We start from the raw sequence: 13,873 nt of genomic DNA on the forward strand, positions 1-13,873 counted from the left end.
ATGCTAATCCCTAAAACTATGTTGCGCGCGACTTCAGAACGGGCCGGAAGGGTCTCAACCTTCGTGTCCGGGGTCCGAATGACCGGGGTAGCGGGAGTGCGGGCGACGGGCAGACGAGGAGAGATCCATGGCGGACGACCGCGAGGAAAGTCTTGAAAAGCGCCGTGCGCAATTGGGAGCGAAACTCGCGACCAAGGGCGTCGAGACGGGAGAAGACGAGGCTAGGGAAGCCCGCGCCGAGGTAAGCCGCAAAGGTTATGCCCAGGCGATGAAGCTTTCCAGCGAGTTCATTTCCGCAATCGTCGTCGGTGCTCTCCTTGGCTATCTCCTCGACCGTTTTGTTGGCACGGCGCCTTGGGGTTTGATTGTTCTTCTGCTTCTCGGATTTTGTGCCGGCGTTCTGAACGTGCTGCGTTCTGCGGGGGTGGTGGCCCATCCCCTGGACGACAAGGACGACAAGAAATAAGGACCGGTTCCGGTCCAGTGCAATGACCCCGCGTCCTGCGGGCCAAAGAGAGAGAACAAGCGGTGTCTAACGATCCGACTCATCAGTTCCTGATCCAGAAGATTGTGCCGATCGAAATCGGCGGAATTGATTTTTCGTTCACCAATGCATCGCTCTTCATGGCCGCTTCGGCTGCCGTTGCCGTAGGCTTCCTCTATTTCGCGACCTCGAACCGCGCCATCGTGCCGGGCCGTTCGCAGTCGGTCGCGGAAATGTCCTATGAGTTCATCGCCAACATGCTGAAGGAAGGCGCGGGCAAGCAGGGAATGAAGTTCTTCCCGCTGGTCTTTTCGCTCTTCACCTTCGTTCTGACGGCGAACCTGCTCGGCATGTTCCCGTATTTCTTCACGGTCACCAGCCAGATCATCGTCACTTTCGCGCTGGCGCTCTTGGTTATCGGTACGGTTCTCGTCTACGGTTTCTATAAGCACGGCTTCCACTTCCTGAATGTCTTCGTGCCCTCGGGCGTGCCGGGCGTTCTGCTGCCGCTGGTCGTCACGATCGAAATCATCTCCTTCCTGTCCCGTCCGATTTCACTCTCTGTTCGTCTTTTTGCGAACATGCTCGCCGGTCACATCACGCTGAAAGTGTTCGCAGGCTTCGTCGCCTCGCTCGGAGCCCTTGGTGCTGTCGGTGTCGGCGGCGCCGTTCTTCCCCTCATCATGACCGTCGCCCTGACCGGTCTCGAGTTCCTCGTCGCCTTCCTTCAGGCTTACGTCTTTGCGGTGCTGACTTGCATGTACCTCAACGACGCAATCCATCCGGGCGGGCACTAAGGATAACGACATCGACGTCAAAGGGCGTCAGTCATTCGCCGCAACAACCATTTCAAAGGAGTTCAACATGGAAGCGGAAGCAGCAAAGTACATCGGTGCAGGCCTGGCTTGCTTTGGTATGGCCGGTACGGCTCTCGGCCTCGGCAATATTTTCGGCAGCTACCTCTCCGGCGCTCTGCGCAATCCGTCTGCCGCTGACAGCCAGTTCGGCCGTCTGGTATTCGGCTTCGCCGTTACGGAAGCTCTGGGCATCTTCTCGCTGCTCGTCGCTCTCCTCCTCCTCTTCGCCGTCTGATATCGGCGAATAGATGGATCACGGCCTGCGACCGCAAGCCGTGATCCTTTGCATTTGCAGTCCACCTGGAGGTGAGCATGTTTTTTGTGACCCCGGCTTACGCTGAGGAAGCACCGGCGGCAGCGACGGGTACGGATGCGCACGCCGCTCCGGCCGCAGGCGAGGTCCATACCGAGACTGGTGTTGCCGAAGGCGAACACGCCCGCGGCCCTTTCCCGCCTTTCGATTCGACGACCTTCGCGTCCCAGCTGCTCTGGCTGGTGATCACGTTCGGCGTCTTCTATTTGCTCATGCAAAAGGTCATCGCGCCGCGCATCGGGGCCATCCTTGATCAGCGTCACACGCGTATTTCCCAGGATCTGGAAGAGGCAGCCCGCCTGAAGGCGGAAGCCGATGCCGCCGTCCGGACCTATGAAGGTGAACTGGCCGCTGCCCGCGCCAAATCCAACGCGATCGGCGCCGCCGCCCGAGACGCCGCTAAGGCCAAGGCCGAAGAGGATCGTCGCGCTGTCGAGGCGAGCCTGTCGGAAAAGATCAAGGCTGCCGAGCTCCGCATCGGCGAGATCAAGGCCAAGGCCTTCGCCGACGTCGGCACCATTGCCGAGGAAACGGCGGCTGCCGTTGTCGATCAGTTGATCGGCGGCACCGTTGCCAAGGCCGATGTCGCTGCCGCCGTCGCGGCTGCCAAGAAGGAGGCTTGATCGATGGAATTTGCCTTTGACGCGACTTTCTTCGCCTTTGTCGGCCTCGTCCTCTTCCTGGCGCTGGTCGTTTACCTGAAGGTTCCGGGCATGATGGCACGGTCGCTCGACGACCGCGCCGACCAGATCCGCAACGAATTGGCCGAAGCCAAGCGTCTGCGCGAAGAGGCCCAGCACCTGCTCGCCGAATACCAGCGCAAGCGCAAGGAAGCGGAAGCCGAGGCGGCCCATATCGTTGCCGCCGCGGAGCGCGAAGCCCAAATGCTGACTGCTGAAGCGAAGAAGAAGACGGAAGAATTCGTCACCAATCGCACGGCGCTCTCCGAGCAGAAGATCAAGCAGGCCGAGGCCGAAGCGATGAAGGCGGTACGTTCCGCTGCTGTCGATCTGGCGATCGCCGCCGCAGAAACCGTGCTTGCCAAGCAGGCCGATGCCAAGGTTCAGTCCGAGCTCTTCGGCAATGCCGTCGGCCAGGTCAAGACGCGGCTCAACTGAGCGCTTCGAAAAAGATTGCGAGGAAAGGCCGGGCATGTCCCGGCCTTTTCGTTTGAGCGGTTTTTTCTTCTGCTTGGCTTTTTTTGAATGGCCTATTCGGAAAGCAACTCGTCCGTCTCAGGACCGTCCTCGACCTTTCGCAACGGCCTGAAGCTCATCCGGTGCAGGGAACAGGGGCCGTGCCTCTCGATGCCGGCGCGGTGCTGCGCCGTGCCATAGCCAACATGCGCCGCAAAACCGTAATCCGGAAATACATTATGCGCTCGTGCCATCATCCGGTCGCGCGTCACCTTGGCGACGATCGAGGCGGCGGCGATCGAGACCGAGCGGGCATCACCCTTGACCACGGCCTGCCCGGGGCAATCAAGGCCGGGCGGCACATCGAGCCCGTCGGTCAGCACGTAGCTTGCTGGAATGGCGAGGCTGCAGATGGCTCGGCGCATGGCGTCGAGGCTTGCCTTGCGGATATCCGTCTCGTCGATGCGCGTCGAGCTGGAGGAGGCGATCGAGACGGTCGCCGTCGCAAGGATCTGTACGAACAGTTCCTCGCGCCGTTGCGCCGAAAGCTGCTTGGAATCGTTCAGACCCTCAGGGATGCGCCGCGGATCAAGGATGACCGCAGCAGCAACGACCGGTCCCGCCAGCGGCCCGCGGCCTGCCTCATCGGCACCGGCAACCGGCCAGTGGCCGGCCTTGCGGGCTTTGAGTTCCAGCCGGAAATCCGGCACGAGCGGAACCGTGTCGAAAAGCAGCGGAGAATCGGGTGACGTGCGAGGTTTCATGCGGCTGAACCTCGCACGCCAACCCGATTGCCCGCAAGTCCCCGGATCAGGGCGGCGGCCGGGGACGCTCCGGCGGATGGTGGCGGTCAGGGCCATCCGCGGGAATTGCGCTCGGGCTCGAAAACAGGCGGTTTTCTCGAGAGCCGATGCGCAAGCTCGAAGCAATTCCAGGAAAAGTGCCGCGCGGTTTTCCGTCCGGAATTGCGTAAAAGGTTAGAGGCAATTCCAGGAAAAGTGCCGCGCGGTTTTCCGTCCGGAATTGCGTAAAAATAAAAGGTTAGAGCAGCGACAACTGCACGCCGCTGCCATCGGGCGGCACGAACAGATCGTCGCGCAGCGGCACGCTGCGGCGTGTCAGGCCGAAACGTCGGGCGGCCATTTCAAAACGCCGGGCGATTTGCCAGGCATAGGGGCCGGCGCCCTTCATGCGCTTGCCGAATTCGGCGTCATAATCCTTGCCGCCGCGCATCGAGCGCACCAGCGACATCACATGCCGGTAACGATCAGGGTAATGCTGCAGCAACCAGTCGCGAAACAGTGGGCTGACCTCGAGCGGCAGCCTGAGGATGACATAGCTCGCCTCGGCGGCGCCGGCAGCCTTGGCCGATTCGAGGATGCGCTCCAGCTCATGATCGTTCAGCGCCGGGATAAGCGGAGCGGCCATGACAGCCGTCTGCACGCCTGCTTCGGCAAGGGTGCGGATCGTCTCCAGCCGCCGCGGCGGCGTGGCGGCACGAGGCTCCATCGTCCGGGCAAGCTTGCGATCCAGCGTGGTCACCGAGATGCCGACACGCACCAGGTTCTTAGCTGCCATCTCCTGCAGAATATCGAGATCACGCAGGATCATCGCCGACTTGGTGACGATCGATACCGGATGGTTCGCCTTGTTCAACACCTCGAGAATGCCGCGCATGATGCGCCATTCCTTCTCGATCGGCTGATAGGGATCGGTATTGGTGCCGATGGCGATCACTCGCACCTTGTAGCCGGGCTTGGCGAGTTCCCGCTCCAGGAGTTTTGCCGCATCGGGCTTGGCAAAGAGCTTCGTCTCGAAATCGAGCCCTGCAGAAAGCCCCATATAGGCGTGTGTTGGCCGGGCGAAACAATAGATGCAGCCGTGCTCGCAGCCGCGATAGGGATTGATCGAGCGGTCGAAGGGAATGTCCGGCGATTCGTTGCGGGTGATTGCCGTGCGCGGCTTCTCGACCTGCACTTCTGTCTTGAAGGGCGGCAGCTCTTCCCACGTCTGCCAGCCATCGTCGACGGTCTCCCGCTGCAGCGCCTCGAACCGACCTGTCGGGTTCAGCCCCGCCCCACGTCCACGCCGCCGATCGACCTCGACTCTCAGACCGGAGGAAACGATCATCGCATCGGCAATATCTGCCGTATTGGCAGGCGCGAATGCGGCCTGCCCTGCCAGGGACTGCTCTCTCATCGGATTCTCCCGTGGCGGAAAGCCATCGCCTCCGCCCGTTCTGCTGATTAAATTCCTATCTGCAAAACGAGAACAATGCAAGAACAAAATGAGGAAAACGGTGCTGGCAAAAATTTGTGCGGCGCATTATAAATGGTCAATGTTGACGGTTGTTCTCGAATGTCAGGATCAGGAATCTGAGCTGGCGCAGACCTTATCGGTATTGGTGGCAGGCGCGGTGGAGGGGCTGGTGAGCGATGTGGTCGTGCTCGATCACGGCTCGCGCGACGGCACCTCGCGGGTGGCCGACGCCGCCGGCTGCCGCTTCCATTCGCAGTGGGATATCAAGGACATCGTCCGCTCCGCCCGCGGCGAATGGCTGCTCTTCGTCGAGCCGGGCGCGAGACCCCAGGCGGGCTGGATCGATGAGATCGCCGAATATGTCGCGCTGAACAAGCTGCCGGCGCGCTTCACCGCCTCGCGTGGTTACAGGCGGCCGTTCTTCCAGCGTGTCGGCCGTGCCGTGCCGCCGCTGGAACTAGGCTTTCTCCTGCCGAAGAAGCAGGCGCTCGCCATCGCCAAAAGCGGGATGCGGCTTACCGAATTCGTCAAGGGCCAGAAGCCGCGCAAGCTCGCGAGCGAACTGATTCCCTCCTGGGTCGCCCGCGCTGCACGATAGGTGCCGCAAACCTCTCCATGAGCAAAAGATGGCGCCCAATAGGATTTCGCGCTATAATTCAACATGGCGCCGTCGAAGCGCCGCGCTTCGCAACGGAATGGCCATGGAATGCCGGTGAACGGCAGAACAGGTCAGCGAAAATCTCCTCTTCTGCCGGGTTTCCGGCGAAAGGAGGTGCGTCATGGTACGCAGTATGATCTACGGCCTCATAGCCGTCATATTGCCGACATTGGTGATCGCGCATCCGCATTCGGCAGCATCGCAGATGATGCGCAGTTGCGCAGGCCGACCCGAAATCGTCAATTTCCTCGACAAAAACTTCGCCGAAAAGCTCACGGCAGTCGGACTGATCAACGAGAACGCCATTCTTGAGGTCTATGCCGCCGAAAGCGGCACCTGGACCCTCATCGTCACGGATGTTCACGGCATAAGCTGCGTTCTGCTGTCGGGTGATAGCTGGGACACCATGCCCGTCTTGCCGGGCCTGGCCACATAGTGAATGCCCCTGGTTCGCCAGGGGCAACCATGCCCTACTTCGTCGCGCCGCGTTTCAGGTGTTCGTCCAGACGCGGCATGATCTCGACGAAATTGCACGGCGCGCTGCGGTAGTCGAGCTGTCCTTTCAGAATGCCGTCCCAGGCATCCCGGCAGGCACCGGGTGAGCCCGGCAGCACGAAGATGAAGGTGGAGTTGGCAACGCCTGCCGTGGCGCGCGACTGGATCGTCGCCGTGCCGATCTTCTCGTAGGAGATCCGGTGGAAAATGGCGGAAAAACCGTCCATCCGCTTTTCGAACAAAGGCTCCAGCGCCTCTGGCGTCACGTCGCGGCCGGTAAAGCCGGTGCCGCCTGTGGTGATGACCACGTCTATGTCTTCTCTGTCAGTCCAGGCCTTCACCCGCGCGGCAATCTCCGCGCGATCATCAGGCACGATTCCCCGGTCGACCAACCTATGGCCCGCCTCTGTGATCCGCGCCGCCAGCGTGTCGCCTGACTTGTCTGTCTCCGGCGTGCGGGTATCCGAGATCGTCAGAACCGCAATGCCGACCGCGATGAAGGGCCGCTTTTCGTCCAGACCTGCCATCATGCGCCTCCCGAAACCGTTTGCGTCGCCTGGAAATACCAGTCGGGCCGCTCGTCGTGAAGAGCTGCCGCCGCATCTTCGGCAGCAGCCATGGTCGCAAAGATGCCGAAACAGGTGGCGCCGGAACCGGACATGCGGGTCAAAAGCGCGCCGTTAGCCTGCAGCATCGCCGAGATCGCCGCAATCTCCGGCACGAGTTCGCGCGCCGGCGGTTCCAGGTCGTTGCGGGCAGCGGCAATCGCCGCGAGCCAGTCGGCAGCTAGAGGCCGGCTCGGTGGCAGGCTCAGGGCCGGATTGTTCTTTGTCGCCAGTTGGCGGAAAACCTCGGGCGTGGAGACGCCCTTCAGCGGATTGGCGAGCACCATGGCAAGGACGGGCAGCTCCGGCACGGGTTCGATCTTTTCGCCGATGCCGCGGGCAATCAGCGGCCGGCTCGCAAGGCACATCGGCACGTCGGCGCCGAGCTTCAGGGCGAGAGCTGCGAGTGCCTCCTCGGGCAAGCTCGTGTCCCAGATCCGCATCAGCCCGCGCAGCGTCGCGGCCGCATCGGCCGAGCCGCCGCCGATGCCGGAGGCAACCGGCAGGTTCTTTTCGAGATGGATACGGACGGGAAAGGCGAGGGGCCCGATCACCTCGCGCAGGAGGTCGCGCGCCTTCAACACCAGGTTGGTGCCGCCATCGCCGGCAAGTGTTTCGCCGAAACGGCCAGACAGGGTAAATTCGTCGGTCGGCGACCGCATGAAGTCCAGCCGGTCGCCATGATCTGCGAAGGTCACCAGCATATCGAGCAGATGATAGCCATCCGGCCGCTGGCCCGTCACATGCAGGGCCAGGTTGATTTTGGCGCGAGCTTCCTCGGAGATGCTGGAGCATGATGCCGAAAAGTCTGAGCGGTTTTCGGACGACATCATGCTCTACTTCTTTGATCTCGAAGCGGCCAAGCCCTCTTCAGGGCCCTCTTCAGGCAAACGTCCCGCCCGTCAGGATTTCTTGTCGACCGGCGGCGGGATGACGGGTGCCGGATCCGGCTGCTTCTTGTCGGCCGCCTTGGCATCGTCGCTGGCGGGAGGCAGGCCGTTGGCGACCTTGTCCTTGATCTTCGGAATTTCGGCGGCTTCAGGCTCCGAGCTGAGCGCCCGGTTCCACTGGTAGACAGCCTCGAGCTTGCGCCCGACGCGCCAGTAGGCATCGCCGAGATGGTCGTTGATCGTCGCGTCGCCGGCCTTGATCTGTGCGGCCCGTTCCAGCTCGTCGACGGCATCGTCGAAGCGGTTGAGGCGGAAATAGGCCCAGCCGAGCGAATCGATGATGTAACCATCGTCAGGGCGAAGATCGACGGCCTTCTTGATCATGCCGAGACCTTCGTCGAGGTTCCGGTTCATGTCGATCCAGGAATAACCGAGATAGTTCAGCACCTGCGGCTGGTCGGGATTGAGCTCCAGCGCCTTGCGGAAGTTCGGTTCCGCCTGGTCCCACTTCTTCAGCCGCTCATAGGCGATGCCGCGTTGGAAGAAGACGCTCCAGTTGGCGCGGCCGGGGATGGGGCCGATCGCATCGACGGCCTTGTCGTAATTGGTGGCCATCGCCTGGTAGTCCTTGGCGTCGGAAAGGACGCTGCCATAGGCGAGGTAACTGCGGATGTCCTTCGGGTCGGAGGCGATCAGCGCCTGCAGGTGCTTGCGCGCCTCATCCACCTTGCCGCCCTGGGCAAGGGCAAGGCCGAGCTGCAGCTCGGAGATGCGCCGCATCGGTGAATTCTCCGGCACCTTCTTGTAGAGCGCGATGGCGCGGTCCATCTGGTTCTGCTTCTCGGCAATGCCGCCGAGCAGCACCAGCGTATCGGCGCTGTTCGGATCGAGCGCATTGGCCGTCTGCAGGTAAAGCGAGACGATATCCTCGGCGCCGTCGCGGTTCAGCGCGCCACCGACGGAGAAGAGCACGCCGGCAGCGCCTTCTTCGGCCGTCTTGACCTGCTGTTCCTGCTTCTCGTTCTTTTCGACGCTGTCGCGCAGCGCATTCAGCGGCGCATAATTCGGCAGCAGGTTGTCGCCGACGGAAACGGCGTCGAGCGCCTTCTGCTTGTTGCCTTGTGTTGCTTCGAGGCGGGCAAGCGCCATGACCGCGCGCATGAAGGTATCGGGCGCTGTCGCTCCGCCTTCCTTGTCGAGCACGGCATCGTTCAGATGCTGGCGGGCGGATTTCACGTCGCCGATGGCGATGGCGATCGCGCCGGCATTGTAATTCTGGAAGATGCGGAACCAGTCCGGCCCCTTCATCTTCTCGACCATGGCAAGCGCTTCCTTGCCGCGGCCGGCGCCGACACGGGCCCAGGCGAGCAGCAGGTCGTTCATCATCCGGTCGAGATCGTTCGGCCCCTTATATTTCAGGATGGACTCGGCGGTCTTATAGTCGTCGCGGCGCACGGCATCCATGCCGCGCACAATCGTGGTGATGCGCTCGACGGAAGGATCGCCCTTCAGGTCGTTGGCGTATTTGACGCCCTCCTTGATGTCGCCATTGAGCAGCAGCGAGATCATCAGCCGCTGGCGAATCTCGGGATTGCCGGGCTCGATCTGCAGCGCCTTCTTGTAGAGCTCGATCGCCGTTTCGTAGTCATGATCGACATCGGCCGTGCGCGCGGCAAGGAAGGCGCCGGAGAAGCTGGTAACGCTATCGGCATCAAAGTGAGCGGCCGTGCCGGCATCGTCTGCCTTGGCCGCATCCTCGGCGTTCACGCCGCCGACACTGCCCAGCGAAAGGACAGCTGCAAGCGCTGCGCTCGTAAGAAGACGGATGGCAAGTCTCTGCCGCATTAGGAAACCTTTCTTCGACAGCGTCCCGACAATGGTGCCGGCCGCAAAACAAGTTGCGATCACTGATTCATAACAGGATGGCTTTTTTGAAGCGGCGCCGCAAGAAAATCAGCCTGCGATCAAGGACGTTTGATCAATTGACGCGCTCGATGCAGAAGTCGATCACTTCCATCAGGGCGGATTTCCACACCGTATCGGGAAGCGGCGCAAGCGCGTCCCGCGCGATCGTGCCATAATGGATCGCGCGGCCGATCGTGTCGCTGAGCGTGCCATATTTGGTGATCAGCCCCAGCGCTTTTTCGAGATTGGCGTCGGTGCTGTTGCCAGCTTCGATCGCATCGCGCCAGAAGGCGCGCTCGTCCTCGGTGCCGCGGCGATAGGCGAGAATGACAGGGAGGGTGATCTTGCCTTCGCGGAAATCGTCGCCGACATTCTTGCCGAGATCGGCAGCCTTGCCGCCGTAGTCGAGCGCGTCGTCGACGAGCTGGAAGGCGAGCCCCAGATTCATGCCGTAGGATTTCAGCGCATTGCGGCCGGAGCGGCCGGTCTCGGCAACGATCGGCCCGACTTCGGCGGCCGCGGCAAAGAGAGCCGCCGTCTTGGCTCGAATGACGGAGAGATAATCGTCCTCGGTCGTCTCCATGTTCTTGGCGACCGAAAGCTGCAGCACTTCGCCTTCGGCGATCACGCAGGCGGCGGAAGACAAGACCTCGAGCGCATCGAGCGAGCCGACATCGACCATCATGCGGAAGGCCTGGCCGAGCAGGAAGTCGCCGACCAGCACGCTTGCCTGGTTGCCCCAGATCATCCGCGCCGTCGGCTTGCTGCGGCGCAGATCGCTTTCGTCGACGACGTCGTCATGCAGCAGCGTCGCCGTGTGCATGAACTCGACCGATGTGGCGAGCTTGACGTGGTTTTCGCCCCTGTAGTCGAACAGCGAGGCGGAAGCCAGTGTCAGCATCGGCCGCAGCCGCTTGCCGCCGGACGAGATCAGATGGTTCGCCACTTCGGGGATCATCTGCACGTCGGAGCCGGCCTTGGACAGAATGAGCTGGTTCACTCGCTCCATGTCCGCCCTGGTGAGATCGACCAATGGCTTGATGGATGCCAGTTTGTTTTTGCTTTCTTCAAGCGGTATGACCACGCCCAACGACCCGGACTCCTGTTCATTCTTTGCACCTGACAATAGAAAGGGGCGATGGACGCGGCAAGGGGTGAATTGTCGCGCTGAGCGAAATTGGAAGGAAAACGACGGCAAATGCATGAGCTTATCCGCGCCAACGACCCCGTTCTGCTCTCTTATGCCGAGAGTTTGATGAAGGATGCGGGAATTCACTGCTTCATCGCCGACCAGGGCATGAGCGTGCTGGAAGGCTCGCTCGGCATGCTGTCGCGTCGCCTGCTGGTGGATGAGGAGATGGCCGATCAGGCGCGCCGCATCCTCACCGATGCCGGTCTCGGTGGCGAGTTGCGCGAGCGGAAGTGAGCTCCGATGACCGGGGAAACCGCTGACACCATCGATGCCTTTCATCGCGGCGCCTTTCATGTGGTGCAGCCGAAGGGCAGGGGCCATCGCTCCGGCATGGATGCGATGCTGCTTGCGGCTCTGGTCGCCGACGATCGCCCGGTCAGGGTTGCCGATCTCGGCGCCGGCGCCGGTGCTGCCGGCCTTGCCGTCGCCTCGCGGCTTGCCGATTCACAAGTGGTGCTTTTCGAGCGCTCGGCCGAGATGGCCGATTATGCCCGCCGCAGCATTCTCTTGCCCGACAATGCCCATATCGCCAACCGCGTCAGCGTCGTCGAGGCCGATGTGACGCTGACCGCCAAGGCGCGCAACGATGCCGGGCTCACCGATGAGAGCTTCCACCACGTCATCATGAACCCGCCCTTTAACGACGCCGGCGATCGGCGCACGCCGGATGCGCTGAAGGCCGAAGCCCATGCGATGACCGACGGCCTGTTCGAAAGCTGGATCCGCACCGCTGGCGCTATCATGATTCCAGGCGGGCAATTGTCGCTGATCGCCAGGCCCCAGTCGATCGCCGAGATCGTTGCCGCCTGTGGCCGGCGCTTCGGCGGCATCGAGATCACCGCTATCCACCCGCGTCCGGGCGAAAACGCCGTCCGTATCCTGGTGACTGGTATCAAGGGATCGCGGGCGCGGCTGTCGCTGCGCGCCCCTCTGATCATGCACGAAGAGGGGAGCCACAAGTTCTCCCCTCTCGTCGATGATTTCAACAATGGCCGGGCGGCCTACGCCAGGCTTTAGAGTGGTAAGTTCACGCTTTAGCCGGTGACAAAGTCGAAGAGCAGCTTGACGTTCAGCCCGGCGATGACGACCGCGATCAGATAGGCGATGCCGCTCAGCCAGCGGGGCGCCACCAGTTCGCCCATCTTGGCCTTGCTGGCGGTGAACATGACAAGCGGGAAGACGGCGAAGGAAAGCTGCAGGCTGAGCACCACCTGGGTGAGGATCAATAGCTGCGCCGTGCCCTGGTCGCCGTACCAGATGGTGACGATCGCCGCCGGCACGATGGCGATGGCGCGGGTGATCAGCCGGCGTACCCACGGCTTCAGCCGGATCTTCAGGAAGCCTTCCATGACGATCTGGCCGGCAAGCGTTGCCGTCACCGTCGAGTTGAGGCCGCAGCAGAGAAGCGCGATGCCGAAAAGCGTCGGCGCGATAGCGAGGCCGAGCAGCGGCGACAGCAGTGAATGGGCCTCGCCGAGTTCGACGACGTCGGTCTTGCCGTGCGCATTGAAGGCGGCCGCCGCAAGGATCAGGATCGAGGCGTTGATCAGAAGCGCGAAACACAGCGCGACCGTCGAGTCGATCGTCGCAAAGGTCAGCGCCTCCTTCTTTTCGGGAACAGTATGGCCGTAGGCCCGCGTCTGCACGATGCCGGAGTGAAGGTAGAGATTGTGCGGCATGACGGTCGCGCCGAGAATGCCGAGCGCCAGATAGAGCATCTCCGGATTGGTGACGATGTCGGTGGTCGGGAAGAAGCCGGTGAGGACGGCGCCCCACTGTGGGTCGGCAAGCAGGATCTGCACGCCGAAGCAGACCGCGATGACGCCGAGCATCGCGATGATGAAGGCCTCCACCCAGCGGAAGCCGAGCTTTTGCAGGAAGAGGATCACGAAGACGTCGAGCGCGGTGATCAGCACGCCGAGTTCGAGCGGGATGCCCATCAACAGATTGAGGCCGATCGCCGTGCCGATCACCTCGGCGATGTCGGTGGCGATGATGGCGATTTCCGCAAGGGCCCAGAGCGGTACCGAGACATATCTCGGAAAGGCGTCGCGGCAAGCCTGCGCAAGATCGCGCCCGGAAGCGATCGCGAGACGCGCACAGAGCGCTTGCAGCACAATCGCCATCAGGTTGGAAAGCAGTGCGACGGTGAGCAGCGCGTATCCGAATTTCGAGCCGCCGGCGAGCGAGGTCGCCCAGTTGCCCGGGTCCATGTAACCGACGGCGACCATGTAGCCCGGCCCGGCGAAGGCTGCTGCCCTGCGCCACCTCGAGCTGTGACGCCCGGTTCCGACGGTGCGGTAGACATCGGAGAGCGATCCCTCTCCGCGTTCGTGCCGCCAGCCGCTCTTTGCATTCGGATTGAGGACGTCCATGCGATTTCCACCTGTTTTATCGTCAGGGCACTATGACGAATTAGAATGATAATGCAAGTCATTCGCAACAACAAAATCAAACCTGCTATTTTCGGGAACGCGGCCATTGCGTTTGCCGTTCCAGCGCATACATGGATGCCGATCGCAAACTGCGATCGTGCGACCCGAAGCGAAGGATGGGAAATGGCCGGATTCTTGAGAAAACTGCTGCCGAAACGGTTCCGCAAGGACGGCATCACCATCCCGGTCGTCCGGCTGCAGGGGGCGATCATCAGCGGCGGCGGCCAGTTCCGGCCGACCCTCAATCTCGCCAATGTCTCTCCGGTTCTGGAAAAGGCCTTCGCCATGAAGGACGCGCCGGCGGTTGCCATCTCCATCAATTCGCCGGGCGGCTCGCCCGTCCAGTCGCGCCTGATCTTCAACCGCATTCGCGAGCTCGCTCGCGAGAAGCAGAAGAAGGTGCTGGTCTTCGTTGAGGATGTCGCCGCCTCCGGCGGTTACATGATCGCGCTTGCCGGCGACGAGATCATTGCCGATGCCACCTCCATCGTCGGCTCGATCGGCGTCGTCTCCGGCGGTTTCGGTTTTCCCGAACTCCTGAAGAAGATCGGCGTCGAACGCCGCGTCTATACGGCGGGCGAAAACAAGGTGATCCTCGATCCTTTCCAGCCGGAAAAGGAAAAGGATATCGAGTATCTGAAGAG

The 13,873-nt window shown here is 62.0% G+C and carries 17 protein-coding genes; 10 read left to right on the plus strand and 7 right to left on the minus strand.

All coding sequences use genetic code 11. The annotated features are described in order from the left end of the window. Window positions 1–127 precede the first annotated feature (127 nt). The 5 genes from AC1D2N_RS29780 to AC1D2N_RS29800 all read left to right on the plus strand — a co-directional run bounded on the left by AC1D2N_RS29780 (window position 128) and on the right by AC1D2N_RS29800 (window position 2,772). Window positions 128–466, plus strand: a complete 339-nt coding sequence (locus tag AC1D2N_RS29780) for an AtpZ/AtpI family protein (protein ID WP_012756239.1) — start codon at window positions 128–130, stop codon at window positions 464–466. Window positions 467–528: 62 nt separating this feature from the next. After that, entirely contained in the window at window positions 529–1,281 is a 753-nt protein-coding gene (locus AC1D2N_RS29785) for a F0F1 ATP synthase subunit A (RefSeq protein WP_018245007.1), read from the plus strand. A gap of 67 nt (window positions 1,282–1,348) precedes the next feature. Continuing rightward, on the plus strand, window positions 1,349–1,576 hold the full coding sequence (locus tag AC1D2N_RS29790; protein WP_003545854.1) for a F0F1 ATP synthase subunit C: 228 nt from the start codon (window positions 1,349–1,351) through the stop codon (window positions 1,574–1,576). Window positions 1,577–1,653: 77 nt separating this feature from the next. Continuing rightward, window positions 1,654–2,277, plus strand: a complete 624-nt coding sequence (locus AC1D2N_RS29795) for a F0F1 ATP synthase subunit B (protein ID WP_018245008.1) — start codon at window positions 1,654–1,656, stop codon at window positions 2,275–2,277. Between the two features lie 3 nt (window positions 2,278–2,280). Then, window positions 2,281–2,772, plus strand: coding sequence for a F0F1 ATP synthase subunit B (locus AC1D2N_RS29800; protein WP_018245009.1), 492 nt, complete (start codon window positions 2,281–2,283; stop codon window positions 2,770–2,772). Between the two features lie 92 nt (window positions 2,773–2,864). Here the strand turns inward: AC1D2N_RS29800 and AC1D2N_RS29805 are convergent, their stop codons facing one another. Both AC1D2N_RS29805 and AC1D2N_RS29810 read right to left on the minus strand, forming a co-directional pair. Continuing rightward, window positions 2,865–3,554, minus strand: a complete 690-nt coding sequence (locus AC1D2N_RS29805; protein WP_018449358.1) for a ribonuclease HII — start codon at window positions 3,552–3,554, stop codon at window positions 2,865–2,867. Window positions 3,555–3,831: 277 nt separating this feature from the next. Further along, window positions 3,832–4,989: a PA0069 family radical SAM protein gene (locus tag AC1D2N_RS29810; RefSeq protein ID WP_018245011.1), complete on the minus strand. Its 1,158-nt coding sequence runs from the start codon at window positions 4,987–4,989 to the stop codon at window positions 3,832–3,834. 139 nt (window positions 4,990–5,128) lie between these two features. Between AC1D2N_RS29810 and AC1D2N_RS29815 the strand changes: the two genes are divergently transcribed. Together AC1D2N_RS29815 and AC1D2N_RS29820 are read left to right on the plus strand one after the other, a co-directional pair. Further along, entirely contained in the window at window positions 5,129–5,647 is a 519-nt protein-coding gene (locus tag AC1D2N_RS29815; RefSeq protein ID WP_018245012.1) for a glycosyltransferase family 2 protein, read from the plus strand. Between the two features lie 181 nt (window positions 5,648–5,828). Then, entirely contained in the window at window positions 5,829–6,143 is a 315-nt protein-coding gene (locus tag AC1D2N_RS29820; RefSeq protein ID WP_026231129.1) for a hypothetical protein, read from the plus strand. A gap of 34 nt (window positions 6,144–6,177) precedes the next feature. On the opposite strand, the gene moaB is transcribed toward AC1D2N_RS29820, so the two are convergent. The 4 genes from moaB to AC1D2N_RS29840 all read right to left on the minus strand — a co-directional run bounded on the left by moaB (window position 6,178) and on the right by AC1D2N_RS29840 (window position 10,692). Next, on the minus strand, window positions 6,178–6,729 hold the full coding sequence (gene moaB / locus AC1D2N_RS29825) for a molybdenum cofactor biosynthesis protein B (protein WP_018516570.1): 552 nt from the start codon (window positions 6,727–6,729) through the stop codon (window positions 6,178–6,180). Beyond that, entirely contained in the window at window positions 6,729–7,640 is a 912-nt protein-coding gene (locus AC1D2N_RS29830; protein WP_130651804.1) for a 4-(cytidine 5'-diphospho)-2-C-methyl-D-erythritol kinase, read from the minus strand. Before AC1D2N_RS29830 ends, moaB begins: the two co-directional genes overlap by 1 nt. A 69-nt stretch (window positions 7,641–7,709) precedes the next feature. Next, complete coding sequence (locus AC1D2N_RS29835; protein ID WP_018245016.1) at window positions 7,710–9,542, minus strand: tetratricopeptide repeat protein; 1,833 nt, start codon at window positions 9,540–9,542, stop codon at window positions 7,710–7,712. Window positions 9,543–9,675: 133 nt separating this feature from the next. Then, window positions 9,676–10,692, minus strand: a complete 1,017-nt coding sequence (locus AC1D2N_RS29840; RefSeq protein ID WP_130651805.1) for a polyprenyl synthetase family protein — start codon at window positions 10,690–10,692, stop codon at window positions 9,676–9,678. Between the two features lie 108 nt (window positions 10,693–10,800). Here AC1D2N_RS29840 and AC1D2N_RS29845 point away from each other — a divergent pair, with 108 nt between their 5' ends. Together AC1D2N_RS29845 and AC1D2N_RS29850 are read left to right on the plus strand one after the other, a co-directional pair. Then, the gene (locus AC1D2N_RS29845) at window positions 10,801–11,028 is read left to right on the plus strand and encodes a putative signal transducing protein (protein WP_003545870.1); all 228 of its coding nucleotides are present in this window, start codon (window positions 10,801–10,803) and stop codon (window positions 11,026–11,028) included. Window positions 11,029–11,034: 6 nt separating this feature from the next. Then, window positions 11,035–11,811 (plus strand): tRNA1(Val) (adenine(37)-N6)-methyltransferase, encoded by a 777-nt coding sequence (locus tag AC1D2N_RS29850; protein WP_130651806.1) that lies wholly within the window; start codon window positions 11,035–11,037, stop codon window positions 11,809–11,811. A 17-nt stretch (window positions 11,812–11,828) separates the two neighbouring features. Here AC1D2N_RS29850 and AC1D2N_RS29855 read toward each other — a convergent pair whose 3' ends face one another. Then, entirely contained in the window at window positions 11,829–13,169 is a 1,341-nt protein-coding gene (locus tag AC1D2N_RS29855) for an Nramp family divalent metal transporter (protein ID WP_130651807.1), read from the minus strand. Between the two features lie 183 nt (window positions 13,170–13,352). Between AC1D2N_RS29855 and AC1D2N_RS29860 the strand changes: the two genes are divergently transcribed. Further along, window positions 13,353–13,873, plus strand: a 521-nt coding sequence (locus AC1D2N_RS29860; RefSeq protein WP_477982545.1) for a S49 family peptidase, incomplete at its 3' end; no start/stop codon positions are given.

This window comes from Rhizobium sp. P1_B8 (assembly GCF_056406515.1).

What these genes read in the sequence shown, in the direction of transcription:
- AC1D2N_RS29780 (WP_012756239.1), top strand. Translation starts at nt 128, where the DNA reads ATGGCGGACGACCGCGAGGAAAGTCTTGAAAAGCGCCGTGCGCAATTG.
- AC1D2N_RS29790 (WP_003545854.1), top strand. Translation starts at nt 1,349, where the DNA reads ATGGAAGCGGAAGCAGCAAAGTACATCGGTGCAGGCCTGGCTTGCTTT.
- AC1D2N_RS29795 (WP_018245008.1), top strand. Translation starts at nt 1,654, where the DNA reads ATGTTTTTTGTGACCCCGGCTTACGCTGAGGAAGCACCGGCGGCAGCG.
- AC1D2N_RS29800 (WP_018245009.1), top strand. Translation starts at nt 2,281, where the DNA reads ATGGAATTTGCCTTTGACGCGACTTTCTTCGCCTTTGTCGGCCTCGTC.
- AC1D2N_RS29805 (WP_018449358.1), bottom strand. Translation starts at nt 3,554, where the DNA reads ATGAAACCTCGCACGTCACCCGATTCTCCGCTGCTTTTCGACACGGTT.
- AC1D2N_RS29810 (WP_018245011.1), bottom strand. Translation starts at nt 4,989, where the DNA reads ATGAGAGAGCAGTCCCTGGCAGGGCAGGCCGCATTCGCGCCTGCCAAT.
- AC1D2N_RS29815 (WP_018245012.1), top strand. Translation starts at nt 5,129, where the DNA reads ATGTTGACGGTTGTTCTCGAATGTCAGGATCAGGAATCTGAGCTGGCG.
- AC1D2N_RS29820 (WP_026231129.1), top strand. Translation starts at nt 5,829, where the DNA reads ATGGTACGCAGTATGATCTACGGCCTCATAGCCGTCATATTGCCGACA.
- moaB (WP_018516570.1), bottom strand. Translation starts at nt 6,729, where the DNA reads ATGGCAGGTCTGGACGAAAAGCGGCCCTTCATCGCGGTCGGCATTGCG.
- AC1D2N_RS29830 (WP_130651804.1), bottom strand. Translation starts at nt 7,640, where the DNA reads ATGATGTCGTCCGAAAACCGCTCAGACTTTTCGGCATCATGCTCCAGC.
- AC1D2N_RS29835 (WP_018245016.1), bottom strand. Translation starts at nt 9,542, where the DNA reads ATGCGGCAGAGACTTGCCATCCGTCTTCTTACGAGCGCAGCGCTTGCA.
- AC1D2N_RS29845 (WP_003545870.1), top strand. Translation starts at nt 10,801, where the DNA reads ATGCATGAGCTTATCCGCGCCAACGACCCCGTTCTGCTCTCTTATGCC.
- AC1D2N_RS29850 (WP_130651806.1), top strand. Translation starts at nt 11,035, where the DNA reads ATGACCGGGGAAACCGCTGACACCATCGATGCCTTTCATCGCGGCGCC.
- AC1D2N_RS29855 (WP_130651807.1), bottom strand. Translation starts at nt 13,169, where the DNA reads ATGGACGTCCTCAATCCGAATGCAAAGAGCGGCTGGCGGCACGAACGC.